The following is a 23,908-nucleotide window of genomic DNA, read 5'->3' as shown; positions in this document are numbered from 1 at the left end:
GTTAAAGCACATAGACAAATACAAACAGGCCCAACCAAACCACATCAACAAAGTGCCAATACCAACTGCCCGCTTGGAACGCAAAGTGGTCTTTCGCAACCCTTGCCAGCAACACAATCAAAAAGATCGTCCCTAAACAGACATGTAAGCCATGAAACCCAGTCAGCAAAAAGAAGGTATTACCGTAGATGCCAGACTGAAGTGTCAGCCCCATCTCTTGATAAGCGTGAAGATACTCTTCAACTTGGAAGAACAAGAAGAAGCCAGCCAGAACAATGGTTATCTCCAACCAGACGATCAAAGCCATACGCTTATTTTGCTCAAGACTGATATGTGCCATGTGCAGCGTCACAGAGGAAAGCAGCAGAATAATGGTGTTCTTAAGAGGGATACCTTGCCAAGGCATGGCTTGTGTCGTTACGCCATCAGGGGTAGTCGTTAGTGGCCATATTGATTGGAACATCGGCCACAATACTTCATGGGTCATTTCATTATTGCCCGCACCACCAATCCAAGGCACAGAAATCATGCGAGCATAGAAAAGCGCGCCAAAGAAAGCGCCGAAGAACATGATTTCAGAGAAAATAAACCAACTCATTCCTTGTCTAAAAGAACGAGAAATCTGCTCAGAATAAACTCCACTTAATGATTCTGTGATCACATTACTAAACCAGCCTGCGAGCATGTAAAGCAGCACTGCAAACCCGACTAACAACACCGCTTTGCCAAATACACCACCTGCGGCGTCGGTACCCATGTTTTGCACCGTCAAGCCAGCGCCAACCGCGACCAAAAACAGCGCTACAGCACCCACCAATGGCCAGTGACTTTGATGTGGAACGAAATACACTTCCTTTTTAGAACTCATCGCTCAACTCCTTATGTTGATACTGGTTCTGTAAATTCCTAGTTACTTGCGAGTACGTTAGGCTCAGATTTATTGGCCGCAGCACCCACCTCATTCGTGATATTGAATAATGTGTAAGAGAGCGTCAGCGTATGTATCGATTCTGGAATATCTGGCTCAATGTAAAATATCAAACCCATTTCTGCGCTCTTGTGCCCGTCCAATGGCTGCTGATTAAAGCAAAAGCATTCCATCTTATTGAAGTAGGTTGCCCCCATACCTGGAGAAACCGACGGTACGGCTTGGCCAACCAATGAGGCTCCAGAAAGGTTTTTGGCAATGTAGTTAGTTTGAACCACCTCACCAGGATGAACCTCTAACACTCGAACTTCAGGCGAAAACTGCCATGGCATATCTGGCTTGATGTGGGACATGAATTCGACTCGAACCGTACGAGAGTAGTCTGGCTGCATTCCCTGAGGTTGCACCGCTGAAACAGTATTAGTTTTGCCATTGATGCCTAAGGCCTCACACATCACATCGTAGAGCGGCACCAAAGCGAAACCGAAGCCAAACATCACAACCACGCTCAACACCAAGTAGCCCGTCAGCTTTTTGGTCGATCGCTTATTAGACAGGCGCTTAGGTTGTTTTTTATCTTGATTGGGATCGCTTTGCTTATCACTCATGGTTCTGCCCTCTAATCCACTTTCGGCGGATGAGTAAAGGTGTGGTGAGGCGCAGGGCTTGGTACTGTCCATTCTAGCCCTTCAGCCCTATCCCAAGGCTTGCTTGGTGCAGGCTCTCCGCCTCTTACGCACTTAATAGCCAGCCATAAGAAAATCAACTGAGACAACCCAAAGGCAAAACCACCAATCGACACCACTTGGTTAACATCAGCAAATTGAATGGCGTAATCTGGAATACGACGCGGCATGCCCGCTAGCCCTAAAAAGTGCATAGGGAAGAACAGTACATTAACTGAGATTACCGACGTCCAGAAATGCCACAGACTGAGCTTGTGATCGTACATATACCCAGTCCACTTAGGCAGCCAATAATAGGCAGCAGCCATAATTGAGAACACGGCGCCTGTCACCAGAACATAGTGGAAATGAGCCACAACAAAATAGGTATCGTGGTATTGGAAATCCGCAGGCACGATAGCAAGCATCAATCCAGATAACCCACCAATCGTAAACAAAACAATAAAGGCAATCGCAAACAGCATTGGGGTTTCAAAAGTCAAAGCACCCCGCCACATGGTCGCCACCCAGTTGAAGACTTTCACACCGGTCGGCACCGCAATCAGCATAGTGCAATACATGAAGAACAATTCAGCAAATACTGGCATACCCGTGGTGAACATGTGGTGCGCCCAAACCAAGAATGACAACAATGCGATACTACAAGTCGCGTACACCATAGAGTGGTAGCCAAACAGACGCTTGCCACTGAATGCTGGAATGATGGCTGAGACAATACCAAAAGACGGCAAGATCATGATGTACACTTCGGGGTGCCCAAAGAACCAAAATATGTGCTGGAACATCACCGGGTCCCCACCACCAGCGGCATCAAAGAAGCTAGTACCAAAGTATTTGTCGGTCAGCACCATGGTAACCGCACCCGCGAGCACGGGCATCACGGCTATTAATAAGAAAGCGGTAATTAACCATGTCCATACGAACATCGGTAGCTTGAACCAAGTCATACCCGGCGCGCGCATGTTGACTATGGTTACGATCACGTTAATCGCCCCCATGATCGAACTGATCCCCATAATATGAACTGAGAATACGAATAGCGCGGTGCTGTCTGGGCCATAAGTTGTTGAGAGCGGAGCATAAAATGTCCAACCAAAACTCGGCCCGCCTCCCTCAGTAAACAAAGATCCGATCAAGATTAAAAATGCAAAAGGCAGAATCCAGAAACTGAGGTTGTTCATTCTCGGCAACGCCATATCTGGAGCACCGATCATCATCGGAATCATCCAGTTAGCCAAGCCCGTAAAAGCGGGCATTACTGCGCCAAACACCATGATCAAGCCATGGACTGTGGTCATCTGATTGAAGAAATCGGGCTCAACGAGTTGTAACCCTGGTTGGAAGAGCTCAGCACGGATCACCATTGCCATGGCACCACCCGTTAAGAACATCGCGAAACTGAACCAGAGATATAATGTTCCGATGTCTTTATGATTGGTTGAATACAGCCAACGAGCCCAGCCTTTAGGTGCCGCATGTGAGTCGTGATCATCAACAGGCAAATCATTATTACCCAATGTGCCTTCTGCAGAATGGCTCAGTGCTTGATCTTCTGCTGGAGCCGATTTCACCGGCTTATTGATTGGTGAACTCATAACTGCTCCTTAGCATCGTTTTGTGCTTCATCCATTAAGCCTTGCGTTTCATCCGTTGAACCTTGCGTTTCGTCCGTTGAACCTTGTTCGTCAGAAGCTTGTTCCCCGCCTTCTTGCTTGGCTTTATAAGCGTTGATATCTGAAGCCTGAACAATATCGCCGGTGTTATTACCCCAAGCATTTCGTTGATAAGTCACTACCGCTGCGATCTCTTTCTCGGTTAACTGATTATCGAATGCTTGCATCGCCGTCCCGCCACGACCATAAACAATGGTGTCGATATGAACATCCACATCGCCAAGCGCAATAGGGCTTCCTTTTATGGCAGGAAATGCTCCGGGAATACCTTCGCCGTTAACTTGGTGACACACCGCACAACGAGTTTTATACACCTCTTCGCCAATGGTATTGAGATCTTCCAAGGAAAGTGACGCATCTAATGCATCTTGCGCGGCTTGCTGTGCGGCTACCGCCAATTCTTTTTGTTCGGCTAACCATGCGTCATACTCAGCTTCTTCCATCGCATGCACCACTATCGGCATAAAGCCATGAGCACGACCACATAACTCAGCACACTGGCCTCGATAAACACCGGGCTCATCTATCTTTGTCCAAGCCTCATTGATAAAACCCGGAATGGTATATTTCTTAACGGCAAAAGCTGGCACCCACCATGAGTGAATAACATCATCGGAAGTCATCAAAAATCGGACTTTGCGATTGATAGGCAGTACAAGTGGCTTATCAACTTCTAACAGGTAATGCGCGCCTTTCACTTCAATTCCTTCAATCTCTTTGTCACTGGTTGCTAGGAGGCTGAAAAACTCAACGTCTTCACCAAAATAGCTGTAATGCCATTTCCATTGTGACCCTGTGATTTTAACGGTCAGATCTGATTGGGATGTGTCTTCCATCGCTATCAAGGTTTTAGTGGCGGGTATCGCCATAGCGATAAGGATAATAATAGGAATGATGGTCCAAAGAATTTCTACTTTCGTGCTTTCGTGAAAATGGGCAGCAACCGCCCCCTTCGACTTTCTGTGCCTCAGAATCGAATAGAACATCACTCCAAAAACAACAAAAGCAATCGCACAGCAGATATAGAAGATCAGCATATGAAGCTCGTATACCTTACCGCTGATCTCAGTGACACCTTGAGTCATGTTGTATTCACTGCTTGCATGCACCAAAGGCGACACCAAAACCACAACAAAACTTTTCAAAAGCCACGCTAGCCTAACCAGTAATCTTTTCAAAAGATCTCTCCTTATCCTTCCTAATTGGATACTTGCGACCTAAATGTCGTTGCGAGCTCTGTTTCGTTACGAGCTATATTCGTTGCGAGCTACGTTTCATTACGAACTACATGTTATTACGAGCTATGTGTCATTCCGAGCCAGACAACATTCATTGTTATTCCAGCTGAACATGAAAAGCTGAATCTCAATCTACAACTCACATGGAACTAGCCTGTAAACGGGATGCTGACCTCATCTCAACTTAAGAACCAATACGGATCATAAGCGTTGGAAGTTTCCACTAAAGATTCAAAAACGACGAATTTGTTAAGTTTTGTTATATTTATGTAAGAGGCTAGTTAGTGATATCCAATTGTTCAAGGTAAGTTTACTTATTAAACAGTCAATTATTTGAAGTGGCTTTACCCATATGCCTTCCCCTTACTGTTGGGATTTATTTTAAATTGAGTTTTACGATTGCTTTCATAGAAATGATAATCAGTATCATTTAAATTAAATCAACAGAAAGACACCCCGATATTAAAAGGTTTAGTGATTATGCAAGATGCAATGAACTGGTTAGCGAGAGACCCAGACCCAAGAACTCGTGAAGAGCTTCAATACCTTATCGATGAGGGAATGCACGACGAACTTGAAGACCGCTTTATTCAACGATTAGAATTCGGAACGGCGGGACTGCGCGGCAAAGTCGGATGCGGCCCAAATAGAATGAACCGCTTGGTCATACAAGAAACGGCCACAGGCCTTGGCCACTATTTAATTGAACATGTCGCAAATGCCTCTATGCGTGGTGTAGTGGTTGGCTACGACGGCCGTTTAGATTCAAAGCAATTCGCGATTGATACAGCTTCTGTACTCACCGCTTTAGGTATTAAGGTTTACCTAACTTCGAATGTTGCAGCGACACCTATCGTTGCCTTTGGTATTGAGCACTTCAACGCGGCAGCGGCGGTTGTCGTGACGGCGAGCCACAACCCGCCGGAGTACAATGGCTTCAAAGTGTACTGGGAGAATGGCGCTCAAATCATTCCCCCTCATGATGCAGGCATTGCTGCTGAAATAGACATCGCATCGACCAAGCCCATCCCATTGATGAGCCTTAGTGACGCTGAAACACAAGGTAAGTTGGTATGGTTAACTGAAGGCTATTATCAAACGTACCGCGCTGCGATCAACCAGAGCCCACACGTGAGTAAAGAGAGCGAATCGGCGAACACCACCATCACCTATACCGCTATGCATGGTGTCGGTGCACAAATGGCGGAAGATCTACTTCATGATTCTGGTTTCCATAAGGTGTTCAGTGTTGCCGAACAGAGAGAGCCAGATGGTCACTTCCCAACCGTGAACTTCCCCAACCCGGAAGAAAAAGGCGCTATGGATCTTGTGGTTAACTTAGCAAAAAGTGTCGATGCCGACATCGCTTGCGCTAATGACCCAGATGCAGACCGATTTGCGGTTGCCGTTCGAACCGATGATAAAGTCAGAACTGAAGATGCTTCCTATAAAATGCTCACGGGTGACCAAGTGGGTGTGTTATTCGCGCACTACTTGCTATCAAAGCCACACACTAAAAACCAGTTAGTTGGTAACAGTATCGTATCTTCAACTCTACTTGAGAAAGTGGCTCAATCCCATGGTGCGACTTACTTCCAAACGCTGACTGGCTTTAAATGGTTAGCGAATATTGGCATGCAATTAGAAGATGAGAAAAACGAGTTCTTGTTCGCCTATGAAGAAGCATTAGGCTACACAATTGGTACTCAGGTACGAGACAAAGATGGGCTGTCTGCTATCGTCGTGTTTGCTCAACTGGTTGAGGAGTTAAAATCTCAAGGGCGAACCGTTTGGGATCTTCTCGCTCAAATTTCATTTGAACATGGGGTTCATACCAACGCGCAGCGAAGTATTGCCCTAGACCCAGATTCACCATCGATTGGTTCTAAGCTCCGCTCAGCACAGCCTAAAGCGATTAACGGTGTCGCTATCTCTGTGATTGAAGATCTGCAGTCTTCTTTACGCTTCGTCATTGGAGGCAATACTGAAGCCATTAACCTGCCTGCAAGTGACGTACTCATCTATCACCTCGAGGATGGTTCACGCATTATCGTAAGACCTTCAGGTACAGAGCCAAAAGTTAAGGTTTATTATGAGACGGTAACAAAGTTCGAAGGGACAGAAACCTATGACGATACTCGCAAGCGCGGTGAAGAGTACATGGATAAGCTCATCGAACAACACCAGAAAGAGCTGAACTCTTAGCTCATCATTCTTTCAAAACATCAGTTCAATGAAGTACAATATGTAACTGATAGACATAAAAAATGGACGCTCGAAGCGTCCATTTTTGTATCGGCGGCCAACCCCAATAAACTGTTTGAGTTGCAGTCTACGAGGTAAAGAAAGAAGACAACATCCACACCGCTAACACGATGAAAACTCCGCCCATCACTTTTTGCTGATAGGTACGAAACTTAGCATTTTCTACCAAAGATTTACCAATAGTACCCACTAACGCCACAAGTAAAAAGTTGAACGTCAAACCTAGCACATTCAGCAATAAGCCCAGAACGAGCATCTGCTCACCCGAAGTCGCTTCAATACTCGTCGATACAAACTGCGGTAAGAACATCACGAAAAAAACCAACGCTTTAGGATTAAGCAGGTTACTAATAAGTGCTCGTTGGTAGTACGCTTTTGCAGCACGGTTGTCGCTTAACTCAGGCGCACCGCCCTGTTCTGTTCGAAGACAATCCCACCCCATCTTTAATAAGTATGCACCGCCTAATAGATGAAGGGCTTTTAAAGCCACTGGACTCATCGCAATCAATGCTGAAACGCCCATTGCTGCCAATACTGTCAGGATAATTCCAGAAGTCGCATTACCTAAGCTCGCAAACACACCGACTTTACGGCCATAGCTCATGCTTGAGCTTGCGATGAGTAACATATCAGGGCCTGGTAAAAGGAGAAGAGCTACAACGGCCGTCAGGTAAACAGGTAGGATGGTTAAATCGATCATGGGTTTCAGTATTGATAAAAATGGAGGCGAATTTTATATCAATTACTAACACCCTTCCAGATGCAATCAGTTGCTAGGTATTAAATTGATCGAATTAAACACCATCAATGAACAGTAAAACCAATTTATTAACTAAATACAAAAGACTAATTAACGTGCTACCCACTCGATCTCAATCACAGTGGTTTCGCCACACTTTAGACGACCAAGGAAAATATCACCTTGATGTACCTCTCCAACACCTTTCGGAGTGCCCGTCATCACAACATCACCGTCAAGCAAAGTCGTATAAGAAGATAACTCTTCGAGGATGGTCTGTGGGGAATAAAGCATCTGTTCAACATGCCCTTTTTGAACGCGGACACAGTTAATAAATAACTCTATGTTTAAGTCAGAGAGGTCCAAGTTATCTATGGGAGCAAAGCGACTAAAAACAGCAGAACCATCAAAAGCTTTAGCACGTTCCCAAGGCAGACCTTTTGCCTTCAAACTACTTTGTAACTCGCGTTTGGTAAGGTCTAAACCTAGCCCCACGGCAGAGTATTCACCGTTTTCAACAATGAAGCAGATTTCAGCTTCATAATGTAACGTTTCTTGATGGAAAGATGATAGAGAAGACGTAACGCTAGTGCTCGGCTTATTAAACACCACCATAGAGTCAGGGATAACATTATTAAGCTCTTCGATGTGATCAACATAATTGCGCCCAATACACAGTACTTTGCTGGGTGTTGCTGTTCGTTTCGAATTCATCAATTGCTCCTGATCTACAACGCTGCTCATAGTTTGTCCCTAAACTGTTTTTTGGAGCGCAGAGTTTACCGCAACATTAAAAGAGAATCTTCGACAAGATGGTTACCAATATCTAAATTCTGATCTTTAGCTCAATTAAATGATTTAAATACTTTTATTCGAAGATCGCGACGTATAAGAACTGATGACAAGAGCCATAGCTGCATAGATCATCGCTGCGTAGACCATAGCTACGTAGATGAAATGAATGGCTGGCTGGGTAACATGAAGGAAAAGCTAAAACAGATGCGTATAGAACGAAAGCAGCCCTCTCAAACCAAAAGGCTTGAGAGGGCTTAGCATGGTGTCTAGGACAGTATCCGAAAAGGTAAATTTAAGAAGTAAACACTATGCATAATAGTGGTCAAACTAAATGAGTCGCGACTTATAGGTAGAAACGAGCACCAATAGTCCACTTGTCGTCAGTTTTTCTGTTGTCTGCATCGTTTAGATCAAACTGATAGCCAGTGTAGCCAACAACATTACTCGTAAAGTTGTATTCAGCTTGTAGAGCTAGCTCTTCACGGTCAGTTTGTGTTGCCGCGCCTTTCGTCGCTTCGCCTTCAACAACTTCGTAGTTAACGCTTAAGTTTAAGCTGTTCGCTAAAGCGTAAGCCGCTAGCAATTCATATGCATCACTTTCTTCAAGGCCTACGTTCATGTTTTCGTTTGAAGCGTAGATACCTGCTAGGTATAAACCTGAGCCGTAAGAACCGTATGCAGCAGAAACTAGGTGAGATTCAGCCGTCTTAGAAACACCACCCTCTTTGAAGTCACCAGTGTTGAAGGCATAACCCAATTTAACACCAGCGATTGAGTAACCAAGAGTCGCTTGAATACGATCATCGTACGCAACTGTTGTACGAGAGTGAATGATATCGTTGATATCTGTGTCATCGTAAACGTCTGTCGTTACTGTGTTACTACCCTGCCAACCTAGACCAAAGCTAAGCTCACCCGCTTCACCAAAATCAAATCCGTTGCGGTAACTTGCCATTTTGTCTGCACGACCAGTACCTAGCGCACCGTGGTTGTCGTATAAGAAATCGTTCGCGAAAGCGATCGGCATATCAGTAGCTGAAGCTACATCGTAGTATGGCGCCCACTGCGTACCTGCAACAGCACGACCTAGCTCATCATGAGTTAAACCTACGTAACCAAGACGAGTAGTAAACGACTCATCACCACCGTTTAGGTAATTAAGCGCCCATTCGCCTTTAGCGTCAGCTGTGAAGCCATTACCTAATTCTTGCGTAGCATTAAAGTTGATACGTGGTGAGTTTGTACCAACATCCGTATCGCCTTTCTCTGAACCATTCAGGTTTACAGAAACGTGACCACCAACAGAGAAGGCTGTACCGTCTTCGTTATAAAGCTCTACCGCAACTGCCTGTGTACCAAATACTGCACCAGAAATTGCTAGCGCTAAAAGTTTCTTATTCATTGTCATATCCATTTGTAACTGGGAGAGTGATTCCATAACAACCTCGTACTTACGAAGAGGTTGTTACCTGCATTTAACAAGTGGGAAAACACTAATATACGACTGACAAAAAAGTTGCATTAAAATATATAAAATAAAAAAAATCGTGCTATAAAAACAAAAAATACCATTAAAAACAAAGCATTAAAAACAAACCTCCAGCTAATTTTTGGTATTCTTTGATATAAAAACCTTTGATTTTTTGATTTTCCAATCATAAAAACAGCATTAGACACTTAAGCTACAAACGACTTTCCAGACCATTCTGCGACATACCATTAACTTAGAAACATCCTGTAACATAATGAGCCGTACTGAAATATTTAGCCTTGTGAAACAATTCCCAATTTGAACTAGGATAAGTTGCTTTATTAATTATTGGCTATTGCTTTATTGAAAGTTCACTAGAGAAAATACAAAAAAAGGGCAACCAATCCGTGACTGGTTGCCCTAATACAAGTTAGTACATTCTTATTTGAAGCAAACCTCAGCCCAACGTGCTAGGCCTGAACTTACGGAACCAAAATAGTTACCACTCACAATTGGCACATTCGGTACGGCTTGTTGTACTGCTTCTCGAAGAATAGGAGAACGGGCAGAACCGCCCGTCATGTAGATGACATCTGGCTTTTTCTGACCTTGTTGAATCGCTTCTTTAACCAATTCAATCATCTTAGATTTTGGCGTGTCAATCGCTTCTATCATCTGGTCAACGGAGATATCCACTTCAATCAGCTCTGATGCAACATTGATTGCTGTTCGATATTGGGAGGATTCTGCCAATGCAATCTTGGCTTCTTCCGCCCGACGCACAATGCTGTAACCTAAAGTATCGTGATAGACCTTCATTAAACGGTCTAACTTTTGAGGCTCTGAAGCTTCTTTACGAAGTAACTTTAACGCGGCTAGGTTTTCCCTTGAATAGAAGTTTTTTTGAGCTTCTACATTGTTTATCGCAATTGGATTCCAGAATTGAGTCAACGGCATATCGATACCCGAAATACCCTTACTACCCATACCGAAAGGTGACATCAATTGTTTGAAGGCAAGGTAAATATCAAGATCATTACCCCCTACCCTTTGTCCACTGTGTGCTAACAAGCTTTGGGTGCGGTTCGCTTTACCAGACCAACTTGGCCCCATTTCTAACAATGAGCAATCGGTGGTACCACCACCAATATCGACAACCAATACCGTTTGGTTCTCAGTCAGAGTACTTTCGTAATCAAGGCCTGCAGCGACCGGTTCAAACTGAAAAGCGATATCAAGGAAACCTGCACGTTTGGCTGCACGTGAGAGTATATCTTCTGCTTGTCGGTTTGCTTCTTCACCACCACGACCGTGGAAGTTAATTGGTCGCCCAATAACAGCTTGTTTGATCGGCTCTTGAGTCGTGATTTCAGCTTGATGCTTGATATTCGCCATCATGGCGCACACTAAATCTTCGAAGAAACTCACCTGAACATCATGCAATCCACTGGCACCAAGGAAAGACTTAGGGGACTTAACGTAATAAACGTCACGAGGGTCTTCCAAATAAAGGTCCAATGCAGCCTGACCAAATGCCATGTCTTCTGGCACTAGGTCGATACTCTCTTCTCGGTTCAGAGCGATAGCACGTCGCAACACCTGCTCACCAATCGCATCACTCGGTTTGATATTCAAATGGCGAAATAGGTACTCAGAAACGCTCTCACGAGTAGGTGCAAATACCGTTGAGGGAATATAATGGTTGCTACCTTCTAATGGTAACAGGCTTGGTTCTCCATCAACCATCGCCGCGACAGAACAGTTCGCTGTTCCATAATCAAACCCAATAAACATAATATCCCCCACTCAACAAAAGGGGCGAGATGCTACATGAAAAGCCTTTAAATTACGAGGTCATTTGTCGATTTTACTTAGGGTCTGTTGACCTTTCGTGGTTAAATTTTTGTTCGAGATAGAATCGTTTTAGGCGCGGCAAGATGTATGTAGCCTAGTCATTCTAAGTAAATACATCTTAACAAAGTATAAAACGATTCTAACCGAACCCTTCGGGCAGCCTTTGTGGTTCATTTCTACTGTGTTATCGGCTTCTCATGTAGGCTAGCTACACTTCAAAGCCTCTGCCTTGTAGAAATTTCCCACAAAGTGCTGCAAAAATCAGCTCGAAAGATCAACAGACCCTTGTGTTTTTGGTTTGATGACTCTTAAAAAGGAAACAAATATGCTACATTTCAGCCCAAATGAATCATGGGTTAGATAGATGAAAACACCTTGCCGAGCGGCTTGTAAAAATAATGGCGGAATGTGCAGTGGCTGCTTTCGAACAATGGATGAAATTATAGGTTGGAAAGGCTTATCTGAAGACGAACGAACGTCAGTCATGGATAACCTTAGTGGCGAGAGTTCGACTCACCAATGTCCGCAGTGTCATGAGCCAGCTCAATGCGATATTAGTGCGGGTAAAGAGACGTGTTGGTGTTTTGAGTTAGAGAAGCGTGATACTAGCAACATTCCAAAAACTGGTGCGTGCATGTGCCGTAAATGCCTGTCTGCCTTGCCTATTCAGTAGCTTACGAACCTAGTCAAGAGTTTTCATACATAATCAACAGCTTGCAAACATAATCAATAGCTTACAAAGCTACTCAGCAGCTTACGAGCCTGTTCATCATATACAAAAAAGCGAGAGGTTGTTCTCTCGCTTCAAGATACGACATTAAGTTTCGACCCACTACTTACTAATAGTTATCTAGTTAGTGGTTACTTCGATTTTGCAATCAGCGCAGGCTGAGAAAATTGTATACCGCTCCAGCCATGAGTCATGAAGTTACGAATATTTTGATGGTCAGTGTTCTCTGGAAAACCTAATACGTCATTACGATAAAATTGACCAAAACAAGCAAGTGTTTGCTCTGCAGATAGACCTTGCTCTAAACCAAAAGCAAAAATCTTACACGAACCATTATTCTGCCCAGCGGCATTCACTACATCGCCATTACGAAATTCACTCTCAGCAAAATCATAATGAGCTTCTATCACTTGTATTGTGTCTTCAAATTGCACGCTTTCTGGGGTATCAGCCAGAGTATTTAATAAGGTTTGCAGTTCCATTTAATATTTCTCCATCAAGTACATATCTGAAGCAGTGTATCTTGTTTTTCAGCAAGAGTAAGCCGTTGTTTCCTTGAATCCGTTATTCATTTTTTTGACGTCCATGACTAATTACTTCAATGAAACTAATGACATAGTTTTATCAGAGCGTTATATTATTTTATCAAACGATCAATATTGTTTAGTAACGAATATGCATAAAGACAGAAGGTTAGAACTGTTCAGATACCTTAAACCAGGTACAAAAACAGTGGGTGTATTGGAGTTTGGCCTAGATGACTCAATCCAGATCAGCACACTTTATATCGGACACAAAGAAGATCAGTACCTTATACTTGAACTTTCAAAAAAAGCGACCGAAGCACTAACGCTAAGAAAGCTCATCAACGTTGATATTATTGTTCGTGCTATTACCGATACTGAACTTGGACACATTGTCGCGTTTAAGACGACTGTACTGGCCCACATCACCTCGCCAGCACACCTTATCTTCCTTCGCCCTCCCTCAAGCTTTGCGAACAAACCGATCCGTGAACATGAAAGGTATAAGATGCGTCTCAGCTGTGAAGTCACCGTTGATACTCTATCACTAGATGCCACTCTGGTTGATTTTTCAGCTTCAGGCTGCGGTATCTATCTTACTCAACAGTCAGATATCGATGTGGGCTGGAAGATAAAAGTAAATTCCAATTTAAATGAACATTTGGATGACGATCTGGTTTACACCGTGGTGAGCAAGAAAAGGCAAAAACAAGGCTGGCTATTAGGCATTCAGTTTCCTCAACACCTAAATATGAGTGATGAGTTGAAAACGCTTCTGTTGGAACAAGCTTTTGTCACTGGCTCTATCTAAATACACGCTAACAGGAATACAAGCTAAAGGGAATACAGATACAAAAAGAGCTCTTACTCAGCTCGAAACCCGTAAAACTTATTCAATTTTATCAATTAGATGACACCATTTACAACCAGTTAAAGAGCACCATTTAATCTTCAGCTTAATGCTGAGTATCAGCCCAGTACAATTGTTTGAAATGAACAAAAGCTTTGTGCAACGACGCTTCTTTTATCGGTTTTACGATCACGTAATTTGCTCCAGCAGCCATGAATCTATCTCTTGTTGACTCTTGAGCATCGGCAGTACACGCATAAATCGGAGCTGTTACGCCAATTTGCTCTCTTAGTTGCTGTGTGGTTTCAATCCCACCAAGATTAGGGAGTTGATTATCCATTAAGATAAGATCGTAAACCGTGCTTTTTGCTAGCTCTATCGCTTCCAAGCCACCTTTTGCCCAAGTAACCACCATCCCATACTTTTTGCAAAATGCCTGTGCGATAAAGGCGTTGGTGTGATTATCTTCCACTAGCAGCACTTTCAACGAACGATTAAACAACGCCTCAGGCTCCATGTCGGCTTGTTTCTTAACGTCGGCTAACAGAGGCTTGGAGTGTAACTCCACTGGGATTTCTACAATGAACTCAGACCCCAGATCTTTAACGCTTCGGACTTGAATGTCTCCCTCCAGCATATCGACAAGGTTCTTTACAATCGTAAGTCCAAGTCCTGTACCACCATACTCCCGAGTCGTCGTTTCTTCTGCTTGAACAAAAGGTTCAAAAATAGCATCGATCTTACTCTCATCAATACCGATGCCACTGTCTTTTACTCGAACAATCAAGCTAGCGTAATCAGTATTCAAGATACTTTCGATTTCAAAACTGACGGAAATACTGCCTTGATGTGTGAACTTAAGGGCGTTGCTCAGTAAATTAAACATGATCTGGTTCAAGCGAACCTGGTCGGTGTTTATTTCGATGTCATCAACCAAGTGATTCACAATGGTGAACTCGACGGATTTATCCTCACAAAGTGGGCGATAGATGCTATCTAAGGTGTTAACCAACTCTCCTAGAAGGAAATCTTTCTTCTGAATATTGAATTGTCCCTGCTCTATCTTAGAGAAGTCCAAAATATCGTTTAGTACCGCCAATAGATGTTCTGCACTATGACAAAGTACATCAACCTGATCACGGTTATCTTCACTGTGTATTGAACGTTTAAGCAACTGAGAGACACCGAGGATACCATTCAGTGGCGTACGAATTTCGTGACTCATTTTAGCGAGGAAGTCTGCACGCACACTGGCAAGATGCTCTGCCTCTTCACGCGCTCGATCTGCCTGTCTTTCTGCTTCTATAAGTTTAGTAATATCTTGACCTTGCACCACCACACCGCTGATGCCGTGTTCAACACGGATTGCAGACATGTTCCAGCGAAAAACCTTCTCGCCGATTGGCACATTAATACCCGTTAGTTTCGAGCCTTGAACCACCATCTGGATATTCGGCAACATACGGAGCTCAAACTCTCGAGCCATTGCACCATAGTTATCATCTTCATCAAATAGCGCCATACGAGCCGCTGGGTTCATCTGAATTAAGTCACCTTTTTCGGACCAAACCAAAATTGGCGAATGCGCAAAATTAAACAGATCTTGAAATTTTTGGTGTTGCTCAGATAAGCGCTCAAAAGTATCTTCCAACGTGCAGCCAATGTGGTGAAATTCGAAAATATTTGAACCATCAAACTTGCTGAACTCTTCATTGCCACTTGCAGAGCGAGTGAACTCCATTAACTTATCAAGTTCTGCCGCGACTCTTCTTTGAATCCAAGCTCGCGCAAGGAAAGACATGATGATGATCACCACAATCATAACAATGATGGTACGTTCATAATTGTCTTCGAGTGCAATGAGGTTAGTGTTTTTCTGGATCGCGCGAATGGTTAGAGGAGTTTCAACAGCATTGATCTTAATGGTTGCAATAGTGACGAAATGACGAGGTAGTTGCTCATACGTTTTATAACTGAGGACGTCTTTTATCGTATAGCTTTCGTCGCCACTGAATGTCGATGTCACAGGAGTACCATGCGCTTCAATGACGATATTTTCGCAATTACTGCCTTGCTGGATAGATTCAGCCAATGGAAAGTTGTTGTCTAGAACAATAGCAACATAAAGCTGCCCTAGAACTTCACCAGTCTTGTTATCAACAATAGGCGTTCGTCGAGCCAACAAATGACGCTTACCGATATCCGTAGTCAGCTGGATGAAGTGCCAGTTACTGCTAAAAGCGACCTCATCAGATATATGTTTTAAACTAGATTCATCCAAACCATAGAACTGCCCATTGCCATCTTCCCAAGCTAAACCATTATAAGTTGAAACAAAACGCAAATCAGGAGCATAATCAGGCTCACGTTGGTCAACACCATAAAAAAAGTAGCTCAGAGCCTCTTCATTGTTGGTATCAAAATACTCCCTTAAAGTTTCACTGTGTGAGCTACTGTCTTGATGGATTTGCAGCACTGACAATCGATAATCGAACATGTTTTGGATCAAGCTAGAAGTTTGCTTAACCGTTCTATTCGTCTCTTGCTTAACGATCCTACTGCTTGTTTCGTAGTTATGAATAAGCACGCCAAGCGCCATCACGCCAATCACTAAAATAATGATACGCGTAATTAATTTGGCTAAAGTGTTCTTTGGTGTAATGGCGTAGCTTTTTTTCATTATTGGTCTGAGTACCTAAATGCTCGCTGCTTAAGTTCTAAAATACGATCTGGAGAATCCTCTTTAGTCACAATTTCAAACTCACCTGAATAAACGGTAGGAACTTCCAACCCGGTAAGATCCCATTTAATTGCCTCTGCCATCGCAATACCCGTATCATCATTCATGCGCATGACCGTAACATCTAAGTCGCCCCTTGCTATAGCTTCCAATTCTGCAGAGCCGCCTCCCCAGCCATTAACTAAGACATCTCGACCAGATTCTCGAATAGCTTCTGCTGCGCCCAGAGCAACATCCGTTGAGCATGCATAAATAAAGTTTAGATCCTTATCGTTAGCTAGGCTGATTTTAGCTGCTTGGTAACCGCTCTCTTTACTTGATTTTGTGTAAAACGACGACTTAAGAGCAAAGTTAGTATCAGAATTCACATCATGGATAAAGGTATCTCCACGAGCATCACTAATATAACCTTCAGAACGATATAACACAGAATACTTGCTGTCCGGTTCACTCACTTGTTTGAAGTAATCCGCTAGCTTTAAACTCCCCGTCATATGGTCGAAACCCACGTACATGAACGGCTGCCTATCGGCCCATGCACGTACTGGTGTGGTAATATTTTGCAAAATCAACTTGGTGTCCGTTGAGCTCAACACATGTTCAATAAACTTACGGTGTCGCGTCGTCTCTAACGTGAAAATCAAATAATCCGTTTTATTTTCAATCGCTTCTTGCAAAGAGATACTCTGCTGAGAGGGGTTAGCATTATCACGAGTAAAAACCTGATTTATTTGATAATTGATCCTCAATTTATCTAGGCGTTTCTCAAAGGCTTGGATATTACGAACCCAATAATCAGAGATCTGTTGCCCCGGGTACACAACTGAAATCGTGATAGGTTCATCCTGAACTTGCCTCAATGGCACAGGGGGATTTTGCACAGCTTCAACCATTTTATCGGTCAATGCTTTTTGCTCTGGAAATTTAGTGAGGTAATCCTGATATTCCCAATAGCCATTCAGGACGTGGGTACCGTGGGAGAGAGCAGACGCAGAAAACACGGCAACTCCCAATAATATAAGTAAACGTTTCATATTTTTCTCGTTTTATATGAGCTACTTTGGCTCATTTTTTTAACCTAGCATGACACCATCTCTTTGTATGGCTGAAAGGTATTATGTAGGACAACGAGGATAAATGATAGCGTCTAATACTAATTGGAATGTCATTCTAAATGTGCAGTGTGTAAATTTGGAATAGAGACTAAGATTAATGAGTCCTAAGATAAAACAACTCAATTGAAAGTAAAAACATTACCATTTAATCAATAACTTAAGTGGTAACCTTGCAACAATTCACGTGACTAACATTCAGCCGAGAATAAGAACTCTAACGATAAGTTACGATACTGGAATATACTGAATTTTGTCTTGTTGCCACTCAATAATTAGTTTGAGTGATACTAATTTTTCTTTACGAGATTTAGGTAATTGTTTGATCGCGTATTCGGTCTTTAACGCCTCACTTTTTGACCCAACACCAATACTCCAAACCAGCTTAAGTGGGCCTTTACCTTTTAAGGCTTTTGCACCTTTGCCCGTTTGATGTTGTTCGAATCGACGTTCTAAGTTATTCGTCACTCCACAATAAAGGGCATTGTGTCGATTGCGGATCAAATACACGACCCAATCCGCATTTTTGTCAGATTCCGACATTTAAAGCAGTGATTCAACCAGAGCCTTAAGCTCTGCCACTTCTTCACGTAAGCTCGCGACTTCTGATTCAAGTTCTTCAAACTTTTCACTGGTTGCAGATGATGAAACAGCGCTTACCGATGCCGTCGCAAACGCTTCAATGTCTACTTCGCCGCTCAGTAAGTGTTGGTAGCGTGATTCTCGTTTACCCGCTTCTCGTGGTAACTTCACGACTAACACACCCGCTTCTCTTGCCGCGAGTTTTTCGAGTATTGATTCAACTTCTTTCACATCGCTAAAGTTTGCAAGACGACCAGTTCGAGTACGAAGCTCACCCGGGGTTTGGGCCCCACGAAGCAGCATGCAGCAGATGATTGCACGCTCTTGCTCTGTAAATTGCAGATCACCAAATTCAGTGTTGCAGAAACGGTGCTGATACTTATTAACTCGGCTGTTGAAGCTGCTTTCATCGCTCACCATACGACGTCCTATCAAACCATCAACCGCATCTAAAACGTCTGACTCAGACAGAGAGAGCACTGGTTCACGGTTACTCTTTTGATTACAAGCCGTTGTTAAGCTATTTAGTGTCAGTGGGTAATGATCTGGAGTAGTCACTTCTTTCTCGATCAAACAACCGATAATTCTCGCTTCAATTGGGGAAAGTACTGTGTTCATCGTTTTTCCTTTTTATTATTTTGATAATTCCATCTCAACATTTAACAATGCAGCCAGTCATGGCTAATGCTCAGACAAAATCGGTACTCGTTTCTTTCTGCCTTGTTCATCAATCATTATGATCTTAGAACGATTTAGCTCTATTTCCACGACTTCCAAATTAGTGCGCTCTTGTACATACGCATCACGAAGCTTATTTTGTTCTGCCGAAGATTCAACGACATCGTCGCCCAAATCTTCTGTTTCCAATTGTTGTTGATTCATTTCACATGTCGTATCAATGCAGTATCTAGATGGGATACTAACTTGAACGGTAAGATAAAAACAATCACACGTTAGAGAGAGTGACGAATAATTAAACAACCTTACTTTTGCTTTGATCTAAATACTGTTACATCATCAATTGATGTGCTTTAATCAGAACCAGACAACGTATTTGACGATTAGGAAAAGGAATCTATGAGCAGCGTATTTGAAATTGTTAACCAAGCACGACGTAAGAACAAACTTAAGCGTGAACTTTTAGACAACGAAAAGAAAGTTCGTGACAACCGCAAGCGTGTCGACCTTCTTGATAACCTACTTGATTACATCAAGCCAGAGATGACTCACGACGAGATCCTAGGCATTATCAAAAACATGAAAGCTGACTACGAAGACCGCGTTGATGATCACATCATCAAGAGTGCAGAGATATCTAAAGCTCGTCGCGACATCAGCCGTCGTATTCGTGAACTAACAGAAGAAGACAAGCAAACTCAAGGTAAGAAGTAATCTAACCTAAAGAATTTACTTGCAACAATGTTAGTAACCCACTCTTTGTAGTGGGTTTTTTTGTGCCTAAATTCCGGCGTCTATACTTAATCGAACGTAATATCCTTAGTGTACGTAAGTAACTAGGTGAACGTTAATAACTAGGCGAACCTAAGCGATGGAGAGACTTTATGTACGGAAGTATTCTGATTACCTTGGCACTATCAACAACGCAACCTTACCCTGAAAAATTTGAGAAACTTTATACCGAAGAAACCGAAATCACTTATGACGACCTCGTAGTCGATGTTCATGGCTACAAAGTTCCCACGAGATCAGCATTTCGAGGTTGGATGCTCCTTAACCACGCCCAAGATCAAGTCAAGGCGATCGGACAGCAACTCAAAGATAACGGCATCACCCAAAGCATGCCTCTGCACTTAGTCTTGTTGCAAGGCACCGACTGGGCAATGAGCAACACCACTCTGTTTACCCTACCCAATAAAAAGCATGTACCAAAAATGATTAATACCCTTAAGTACATTCAACAATATATTGAGCCTGAGATTGGCGTTGTTATTCCTGTGTCTGGAGAAAGAACCGATATCTACAATAAGCAAGCGGGTGGCGCACTGCGAAGTAAACACTTAGAGTTCTGCGCTTTAGACTTAGTGCCTGCTAATGATATTACTCGCGAAAATCTACACGTGAAGCTTAAAAAGATTCATGCGGAATTTGGGCAAAAGAATAACGTTGGACTGGGTTTGTATTCTGGTGTTCGATTCCACATCGATACTTGTGGATTCAGACAGTGGTAAGAACACAGATGGGTCATAGAGACACACAAAGAAACAGAGTCATTACGACTTAAAAATAGAAACAATAAAATTAAACCATTGATTTAATGATAAAAATATAACTGGAACGCTAATTGCTATTGATAACAAGTATCATAATTATTAATGGCAATTAGGAATTCAATATGAAGACGATGACTCAACGCTTTCAAACTCTACTTTCTGTTTCAAATTTCAGTTTAGCGATCACCGCCTTGCTAATGCTACTCAGTATTATTGTTGCTTATCCGATGGCCGATTACTTCTCACTACCCATTCAAATTTTCGCACACATCAGCACCATATTAGTGGCCGGGTTACTAAAAATCAGCTACGTAGGCCGCTGTGTTGCACAATACAGCCTTGGGCAAGAAGTACGCTAAATCACACAGCGCTAGCCTTGATACTGGGACCATTAGACAATATCAAGGCTACTGAAAAGATCATACAGTTGGTGGGATTTATAAGGTTTCGGCAAGTAGGCGTTCATGCCTGCTTCAAAGCAATTTTTGATGTCCTCTTCTAAGACACTAGCGGTTAAAGCAATAATGGGTAGTGGTGGGGTTTGTTGATCTGTCTCCCACTCTCGAATCACACGAGTCGCCGTTATACCATCCATAACTGGCATCATGCAGTCCATTAGAATGGCATCAAACTGAGCGCCCTGGGTGATGACATCGACCGCCTCTTGGCCATTGCTGGCAATCAAATATTCATAGCCCGCTTGCTCAAGGAAGAAGCTCGCTATCTTCTGATTCATCAGGTTGTCTTCAACAATCAGAATACGTCGATTCAGAGAACGAACTTCTTCATCTTTTACTTCCACCGTCGGTGATTGTACTTCACCGGCATCAAGCGATCGTAGGCTGTTTAAGAAGCGTCTACCCAAAAATGGTAATGTATGGGTCGAGTGAACCGTTTCTGTGATTAGATTGGTTTTAAATAGGTGATGCTGGCACACAATAACGCGAGTCAGCGGATACAACGCCTTTAACGCCTCAAGATCTTTCCTCATAGAGTGATGCAGCGTGTGACAATAAAGTACCAAGTCACTTTCTTTCAGGCTCTCACCAAGATCCGAAATGGATGACACAACATTAGGTCGAACATTTAAGCGCTCGCACTCTTTGACCAATTGATCGAGGTAATTGAAAGAATTCGAAATAATTGTCGCACGGCTTAGGTTATCGAACGTTTGAGCGTGAGCCTCGACCGTGTCTACGTACAAACAAAAGGTGAATGTAGAGCCTCCTCCTTTCACTGAGCGTGCGGTAATATAGCCGCCCATCAAGTCAACAAGCTGCCGACAAATCGCAAGCCCTAGCCCTGTACCGCCGAATTGGCGAGTAATACTGCCATCTTCTTGAGTGAAAGGTTCAAAAATGGACTCTAGCTTCTCTGGCTCAATCCCAATCCCGCTATCAGACACACTGCATTCAAGCTTACCTCGCCCCAAAGACATCGGTGTATAAGCAATATCCGTTGTAATCGTGCCTTTTGAGGTAAATTTAATAGCATTAGACAGCAAATTGGTTAGCACTTGTCGAACACGATACTCATCGAAAAACAGCTGTGTTGGGGTTTGAGCATCAATGTTGATATCGAGTTCAATGTCTTTACTGATCGCTTTCGACAAAATTACGCTCACAGAGTCGTAAACCGCTTCTCGCAAATCGGCATTATGCGGCGACAACATTAAGTTACCCGACTCTATCTTAGAAAGATCGAGAATGTCATTGAGTAACACCAACAACGAATGTGAAGACGACTCGATATCCTCAAGTACCTCTTGTTGGTTAGCACTCAGTTGACTCTGAGATAAAATTTCCGCCATACCGATAATTCCATTAAGCGGCGTACGTATTTCATGGGACATGTTCGCTAAAAATGCACTCTTGGCCTTGTTAGCCGAAATTGCATCTTCTTTTGCTATTATCAGCTCTTTGTTGTGATGATAGTTACGTTCCATTACTCGATTGAGGGTTTCAGTAAACTCGGCAAGTTCATCGTTACCTTGAATATGAATCACCTTAGGCTTGCCGTAACTATCCGCGCATTCAGACACCCCTTTCAAGATAATCGATAAGTTTCTATTTAAGCGCAAAGATGTCGCGACACCAAGCCATAACAAAGCACCTGAAACAACAAGGATAAGCAATGTCATAACCGCCGTTTGCCTTTTCTGTAGCGCTATATTTTTTGTCAAATCAAACTTTAATTGATCGGTATAAGCACCAACCGCCTTTGAGATCGCCAGCTTCTTTCGCTCTAAACTTTCCACATGTTCATATATTTCAGGTGCTGAGAAGTCACCTTTGAGAAGCCGAGCAGTAAAACGGTCTTGAAATTCATCTTGGGAGAACATGTTTAACAGTTGGCTAATTTCCAGCGAGTGGCTGTCTGATCGTAAAAACGTATCTAGCAGCTGTTGTTGCCTTTCTAAAGCACCAACATAGCTCAATAAATATTGATCGATCAGCTCTGGAGAACGATACAAGCGGTAACTCAGCCACGCTTCTCGCTGAGTCCAGAACACGTAGTGAGTAAGATTGATAAACATCGCATCTGTTTGGCTGATCTTTTCGTCCACTATATTGGCACGATATTCAGACAGCTCCATTAACACGCCTTTTAACAGGTCAAAGGCTCGTTCTGTTTGCTGTGCGTTGCTGACAGTAATCTGTGATGCGTCGCTGTCAATACTAGTGGTTACCCGCGCGAGCTTCTTTAACACACTCTTTAACTCAATCAACTGCGGCTCGACAGTCCAACTGTTGTCGAACTGTTGAAGCTGTATTTCGTAATGAGCAAGCCTATCCACTTCCGCTTGCAGCTCTAAAAACAACGGACCTTTCTCTGGCGAGTCTTTAGACAGCACTAACCATTGATAAGCACCACTTGAAACAGCATTAAAAGATTGAAGTGCTTCCACCTTAATTCGCGTTGCTTCAAGGTGATTCATCTTCTTATCGTTCTTGAGCACTTCATTGACTGTAAACCCAAACATAATGAATACAGAAACTGTTGAAAGAAAAATAAGACGCCATCTAATTGACATATTTATCATTTTTATAACGACTCCTTTCCCGATAGTATTTTTACCTAGCCCAATATAAGAATAGGACATTAACAGGAGTTATTGATCAAATTGAATATGAACAAATGACATTATGAGCTAATCATGGGAATTGGCGTCAGTCGTTATCCACGTACAGGATTTAAAGAGGAAGGTCTGTTTTAAACAAGTGAAAGGATAAGGCTATGCCTCTAGATGACAGCAAGTCACTGCTCTAGAAACCAATAAACACCAAAGTTAAGTCAAATTTGTGAGATCTAATCGTTTGCGTCACTAACTTTCTGTACTCAAACTCAGCTTATTCAAAAGTCGAACAAGAAAACTCGCTGAATACCTTATCTGTCGTTTACTTTTTAAGTGTAACTAGTGCTAATGATCACATCTTTAATGATCGCAATTCCCTTTATTACACATTATGTTTTGATCTGAGTATTTTTT

General features: G+C 42.9%; 21 protein-coding genes. 6 read left to right on the top strand and 15 right to left on the bottom strand.

Going from position 1 to position 23,908, the window contains the following annotated elements; all coding sequences use genetic code 11:
• Position 1 precedes the first annotated feature (1 nt).
• From ACED60_RS05935 to coxB, 4 genes are read right to left on the bottom strand one after another with little or no spacing between them, the layout of a single operon-like run.
• Entirely contained in the window at positions 2-868 is an 867-nt protein-coding gene (locus tag ACED60_RS05935) for a cytochrome c oxidase subunit 3 (RefSeq protein ID WP_371727126.1), read from the bottom strand.
• Positions 869-906: 38 nt separating this feature from the next.
• Positions 907-1,536, bottom strand: a complete 630-nt coding sequence (locus ACED60_RS05930) for a cytochrome c oxidase assembly protein (RefSeq protein WP_371727125.1) — start codon at positions 1,534-1,536, stop codon at positions 907-909.
• A gap of 11 nt (positions 1,537-1,547) precedes the next feature.
• Complete coding sequence (gene ctaD / locus ACED60_RS05925; protein WP_371727124.1) at positions 1,548-3,209, bottom strand: cytochrome c oxidase subunit I; 1,662 nt, start codon at positions 3,207-3,209, stop codon at positions 1,548-1,550.
• Complete coding sequence (gene coxB, locus ACED60_RS05920) at positions 3,206-4,465, bottom strand: cytochrome c oxidase subunit II (protein WP_371727123.1); 1,260 nt, start codon at positions 4,463-4,465, stop codon at positions 3,206-3,208. Before coxB ends, ctaD begins: the two co-directional genes overlap by 4 nt.
• A gap of 540 nt (positions 4,466-5,005) precedes the next feature.
• On the opposite strand from coxB, the gene ACED60_RS05915 reads away from it, so the two are divergent.
• Positions 5,006-6,730, top strand: coding sequence for a phospho-sugar mutase (locus ACED60_RS05915; RefSeq protein ID WP_371727121.1), 1,725 nt, complete (start codon positions 5,006-5,008; stop codon positions 6,728-6,730).
• A 127-nt stretch (positions 6,731-6,857) separates the two neighbouring features.
• Here the strand turns inward: ACED60_RS05915 and ACED60_RS05910 are convergent, their stop codons facing one another.
• From ACED60_RS05910 to yegD, 4 genes are all read right to left on the bottom strand, one after another.
• The gene (locus ACED60_RS05910) at positions 6,858-7,490 is read right to left on the bottom strand and encodes a LysE family translocator (RefSeq protein WP_371727120.1); all 633 of its coding nucleotides are present in this window, start codon (positions 7,488-7,490) and stop codon (positions 6,858-6,860) included.
• A gap of 150 nt (positions 7,491-7,640) precedes the next feature.
• Positions 7,641-8,273, bottom strand: a complete 633-nt coding sequence (locus ACED60_RS05905; protein ID WP_371727119.1) for a fumarylacetoacetate hydrolase family protein — start codon at positions 8,271-8,273, stop codon at positions 7,641-7,643.
• Between the two features lie 394 nt (positions 8,274-8,667).
• On the bottom strand, positions 8,668-9,726 hold the full coding sequence (locus tag ACED60_RS05900; RefSeq protein WP_102249374.1) for a porin: 1,059 nt from the start codon (positions 9,724-9,726) through the stop codon (positions 8,668-8,670).
• A 510-nt stretch (positions 9,727-10,236) separates the two neighbouring features.
• Positions 10,237-11,589 (bottom strand): molecular chaperone, encoded by a 1,353-nt coding sequence (yegD, locus tag ACED60_RS05895; protein ID WP_371727118.1) that lies wholly within the window; start codon positions 11,587-11,589, stop codon positions 10,237-10,239.
• A gap of 424 nt (positions 11,590-12,013) precedes the next feature.
• On the opposite strand from yegD, the gene ACED60_RS05890 reads away from it, so the two are divergent.
• Positions 12,014-12,322, top strand: a complete 309-nt coding sequence (locus tag ACED60_RS05890) for a DUF1289 domain-containing protein (protein ID WP_009845670.1) — start codon at positions 12,014-12,016, stop codon at positions 12,320-12,322.
• Between the two features lie 188 nt (positions 12,323-12,510).
• Here ACED60_RS05890 and ACED60_RS05885 read toward each other — a convergent pair whose 3' ends face one another.
• Positions 12,511-12,861, bottom strand: a complete 351-nt coding sequence (locus ACED60_RS05885) for a HopJ type III effector protein (RefSeq protein WP_135383686.1) — start codon at positions 12,859-12,861, stop codon at positions 12,511-12,513.
• Positions 12,862-13,054: 193 nt separating this feature from the next.
• Between ACED60_RS05885 and ACED60_RS05880 the strand changes: the two genes are divergently transcribed.
• Positions 13,055-13,714 carry a PilZ domain-containing protein gene (locus ACED60_RS05880; protein WP_371709538.1) on the top strand — a complete coding sequence of 220 codons (660 nt, stop codon included), beginning with the start codon at positions 13,055-13,057 and terminating at the stop codon, positions 13,712-13,714.
• 145 nt (positions 13,715-13,859) lie between these two features.
• Here the strand turns inward: ACED60_RS05880 and luxQ are convergent, their stop codons facing one another.
• From luxQ to ACED60_RS05855, 5 genes are all read right to left on the bottom strand, one after another.
• A complete protein-coding gene (luxQ, locus tag ACED60_RS05875) occupies positions 13,860-16,433 on the bottom strand; it encodes a quorum-sensing autoinducer 2 sensor kinase/phosphatase LuxQ (protein WP_371727117.1) in 2,574 nt (857 codons plus the stop codon).
• Positions 16,433-17,527, bottom strand: a complete 1,095-nt coding sequence (locus ACED60_RS05870; RefSeq protein WP_009845673.1) for a substrate-binding domain-containing protein — start codon at positions 17,525-17,527, stop codon at positions 16,433-16,435. Before ACED60_RS05870 ends, luxQ begins: the two co-directional genes overlap by 1 nt.
• Before the next feature lie 306 nt (positions 17,528-17,833).
• A complete protein-coding gene (locus tag ACED60_RS05865; protein ID WP_009845674.1) occupies positions 17,834-18,148 on the bottom strand; it encodes a GIY-YIG nuclease family protein in 315 nt (104 codons plus the stop codon).
• Positions 18,149-18,805 (bottom strand): YceH family protein, encoded by a 657-nt coding sequence (locus ACED60_RS05860; RefSeq protein WP_009845675.1) that lies wholly within the window; start codon positions 18,803-18,805, stop codon positions 18,149-18,151.
• A 63-nt stretch (positions 18,806-18,868) separates the two neighbouring features.
• Positions 18,869-19,069: a hypothetical protein gene (locus ACED60_RS05855; RefSeq protein ID WP_009845676.1), complete on the bottom strand. Its 201-nt coding sequence runs from the start codon at positions 19,067-19,069 to the stop codon at positions 18,869-18,871.
• A gap of 195 nt (positions 19,070-19,264) precedes the next feature.
• On the opposite strand from ACED60_RS05855, the gene ACED60_RS05850 reads away from it, so the two are divergent.
• The 3 genes from ACED60_RS05850 to ACED60_RS05840 all read left to right on the top strand — a co-directional run bounded on the left by ACED60_RS05850 (position 19,265) and on the right by ACED60_RS05840 (position 20,777).
• Positions 19,265-19,579 carry a DUF496 family protein gene (locus ACED60_RS05850; protein WP_004730049.1) on the top strand — a complete coding sequence of 105 codons (315 nt, stop codon included), beginning with the start codon at positions 19,265-19,267 and terminating at the stop codon, positions 19,577-19,579.
• Between the two features lie 170 nt (positions 19,580-19,749).
• On the top strand, positions 19,750-20,376 hold the full coding sequence (locus ACED60_RS05845; protein WP_009845677.1) for a D-Ala-D-Ala carboxypeptidase family metallohydrolase: 627 nt from the start codon (positions 19,750-19,752) through the stop codon (positions 20,374-20,376).
• Positions 20,377-20,540: 164 nt separating this feature from the next.
• A complete protein-coding gene (locus ACED60_RS05840; protein ID WP_009845678.1) occupies positions 20,541-20,777 on the top strand; it encodes a hypothetical protein in 237 nt (78 codons plus the stop codon).
• Between the two features lie 32 nt (positions 20,778-20,809).
• On the opposite strand, the gene ACED60_RS05835 is transcribed toward ACED60_RS05840, so the two are convergent.
• The gene (locus ACED60_RS05835) at positions 20,810-23,401 is read right to left on the bottom strand and encodes an ATP-binding protein (RefSeq protein WP_371727163.1); all 2,592 of its coding nucleotides are present in this window, start codon (positions 23,399-23,401) and stop codon (positions 20,810-20,812) included.
• Positions 23,402-23,908 lie beyond the last annotated feature (507 nt).

Origin of the sequence: Vibrio sp. 1F279 (assembly GCF_041439815.1) — a bacterium.
Lineage (GTDB): Bacteria > Pseudomonadota > Gammaproteobacteria > Enterobacterales > Vibrionaceae > Vibrio > Vibrio tasmaniensis_A.
This window is presented reverse-complemented; position numbering and strand designations above follow the sequence as displayed.

Bases quoted from the DNA above. Each gene is read 5' to 3' on its own strand.
- ACED60_RS05935 (WP_371727126.1), bottom strand. From the start codon at position 868: ATGAGTTCTAAAAAGGAAGTGTATTTCGTTCCACATCAAAGTCACTGG.
- ACED60_RS05930 (WP_371727125.1), bottom strand. From the start codon at position 1,536: ATGAGTGATAAGCAAAGCGATCCCAATCAAGATAAAAAACAACCTAAG.
- ctaD (WP_371727124.1), bottom strand. From the start codon at position 3,209: ATGAGTTCACCAATCAATAAGCCGGTGAAATCGGCTCCAGCAGAAGAT.
- ACED60_RS05915 (WP_371727121.1), top strand. From the start codon at position 5,006: ATGCAAGATGCAATGAACTGGTTAGCGAGAGACCCAGACCCAAGAACT.
- ACED60_RS05910 (WP_371727120.1), bottom strand. From the start codon at position 7,490: ATGATCGATTTAACCATCCTACCTGTTTACCTGACGGCCGTTGTAGCT.
- ACED60_RS05905 (WP_371727119.1), bottom strand. From the start codon at position 8,273: ATGAGCAGCGTTGTAGATCAGGAGCAATTGATGAATTCGAAACGAACA.
- ACED60_RS05900 (WP_102249374.1), bottom strand. From the start codon at position 9,726: ATGAATAAGAAACTTTTAGCGCTAGCAATTTCTGGTGCAGTATTTGGT.
- yegD (WP_371727118.1), bottom strand. From the start codon at position 11,589: ATGTTTATTGGGTTTGATTATGGAACAGCGAACTGTTCTGTCGCGGCG.
- ACED60_RS05890 (WP_009845670.1), top strand. From the start codon at position 12,014: ATGAAAACACCTTGCCGAGCGGCTTGTAAAAATAATGGCGGAATGTGC.
- ACED60_RS05885 (WP_135383686.1), bottom strand. From the start codon at position 12,861: ATGGAACTGCAAACCTTATTAAATACTCTGGCTGATACCCCAGAAAGC.
- ACED60_RS05880 (WP_371709538.1), top strand. From the start codon at position 13,055: ATGCATAAAGACAGAAGGTTAGAACTGTTCAGATACCTTAAACCAGGT.
- luxQ (WP_371727117.1), bottom strand. From the start codon at position 16,433: ATGAAAAAAAGCTACGCCATTACACCAAAGAACACTTTAGCCAAATTA.
- ACED60_RS05870 (WP_009845673.1), bottom strand. From the start codon at position 17,527: ATGAAACGTTTACTTATATTATTGGGAGTTGCCGTGTTTTCTGCGTCT.
- ACED60_RS05865 (WP_009845674.1), bottom strand. From the start codon at position 18,148: ATGTCGGAATCTGACAAAAATGCGGATTGGGTCGTGTATTTGATCCGC.
- ACED60_RS05860 (WP_009845675.1), bottom strand. From the start codon at position 18,805: ATGAACACAGTACTTTCCCCAATTGAAGCGAGAATTATCGGTTGTTTG.
- ACED60_RS05855 (WP_009845676.1), bottom strand. From the start codon at position 19,069: ATGAATCAACAACAATTGGAAACAGAAGATTTGGGCGACGATGTCGTT.
- ACED60_RS05850 (WP_004730049.1), top strand. From the start codon at position 19,265: ATGAGCAGCGTATTTGAAATTGTTAACCAAGCACGACGTAAGAACAAA.
- ACED60_RS05845 (WP_009845677.1), top strand. From the start codon at position 19,750: ATGTACGGAAGTATTCTGATTACCTTGGCACTATCAACAACGCAACCT.
- ACED60_RS05840 (WP_009845678.1), top strand. From the start codon at position 20,541: ATGAAGACGATGACTCAACGCTTTCAAACTCTACTTTCTGTTTCAAAT.
- ACED60_RS05835 (WP_371727163.1), bottom strand. From the start codon at position 23,401: ATGTTTGGGTTTACAGTCAATGAAGTGCTCAAGAACGATAAGAAGATG.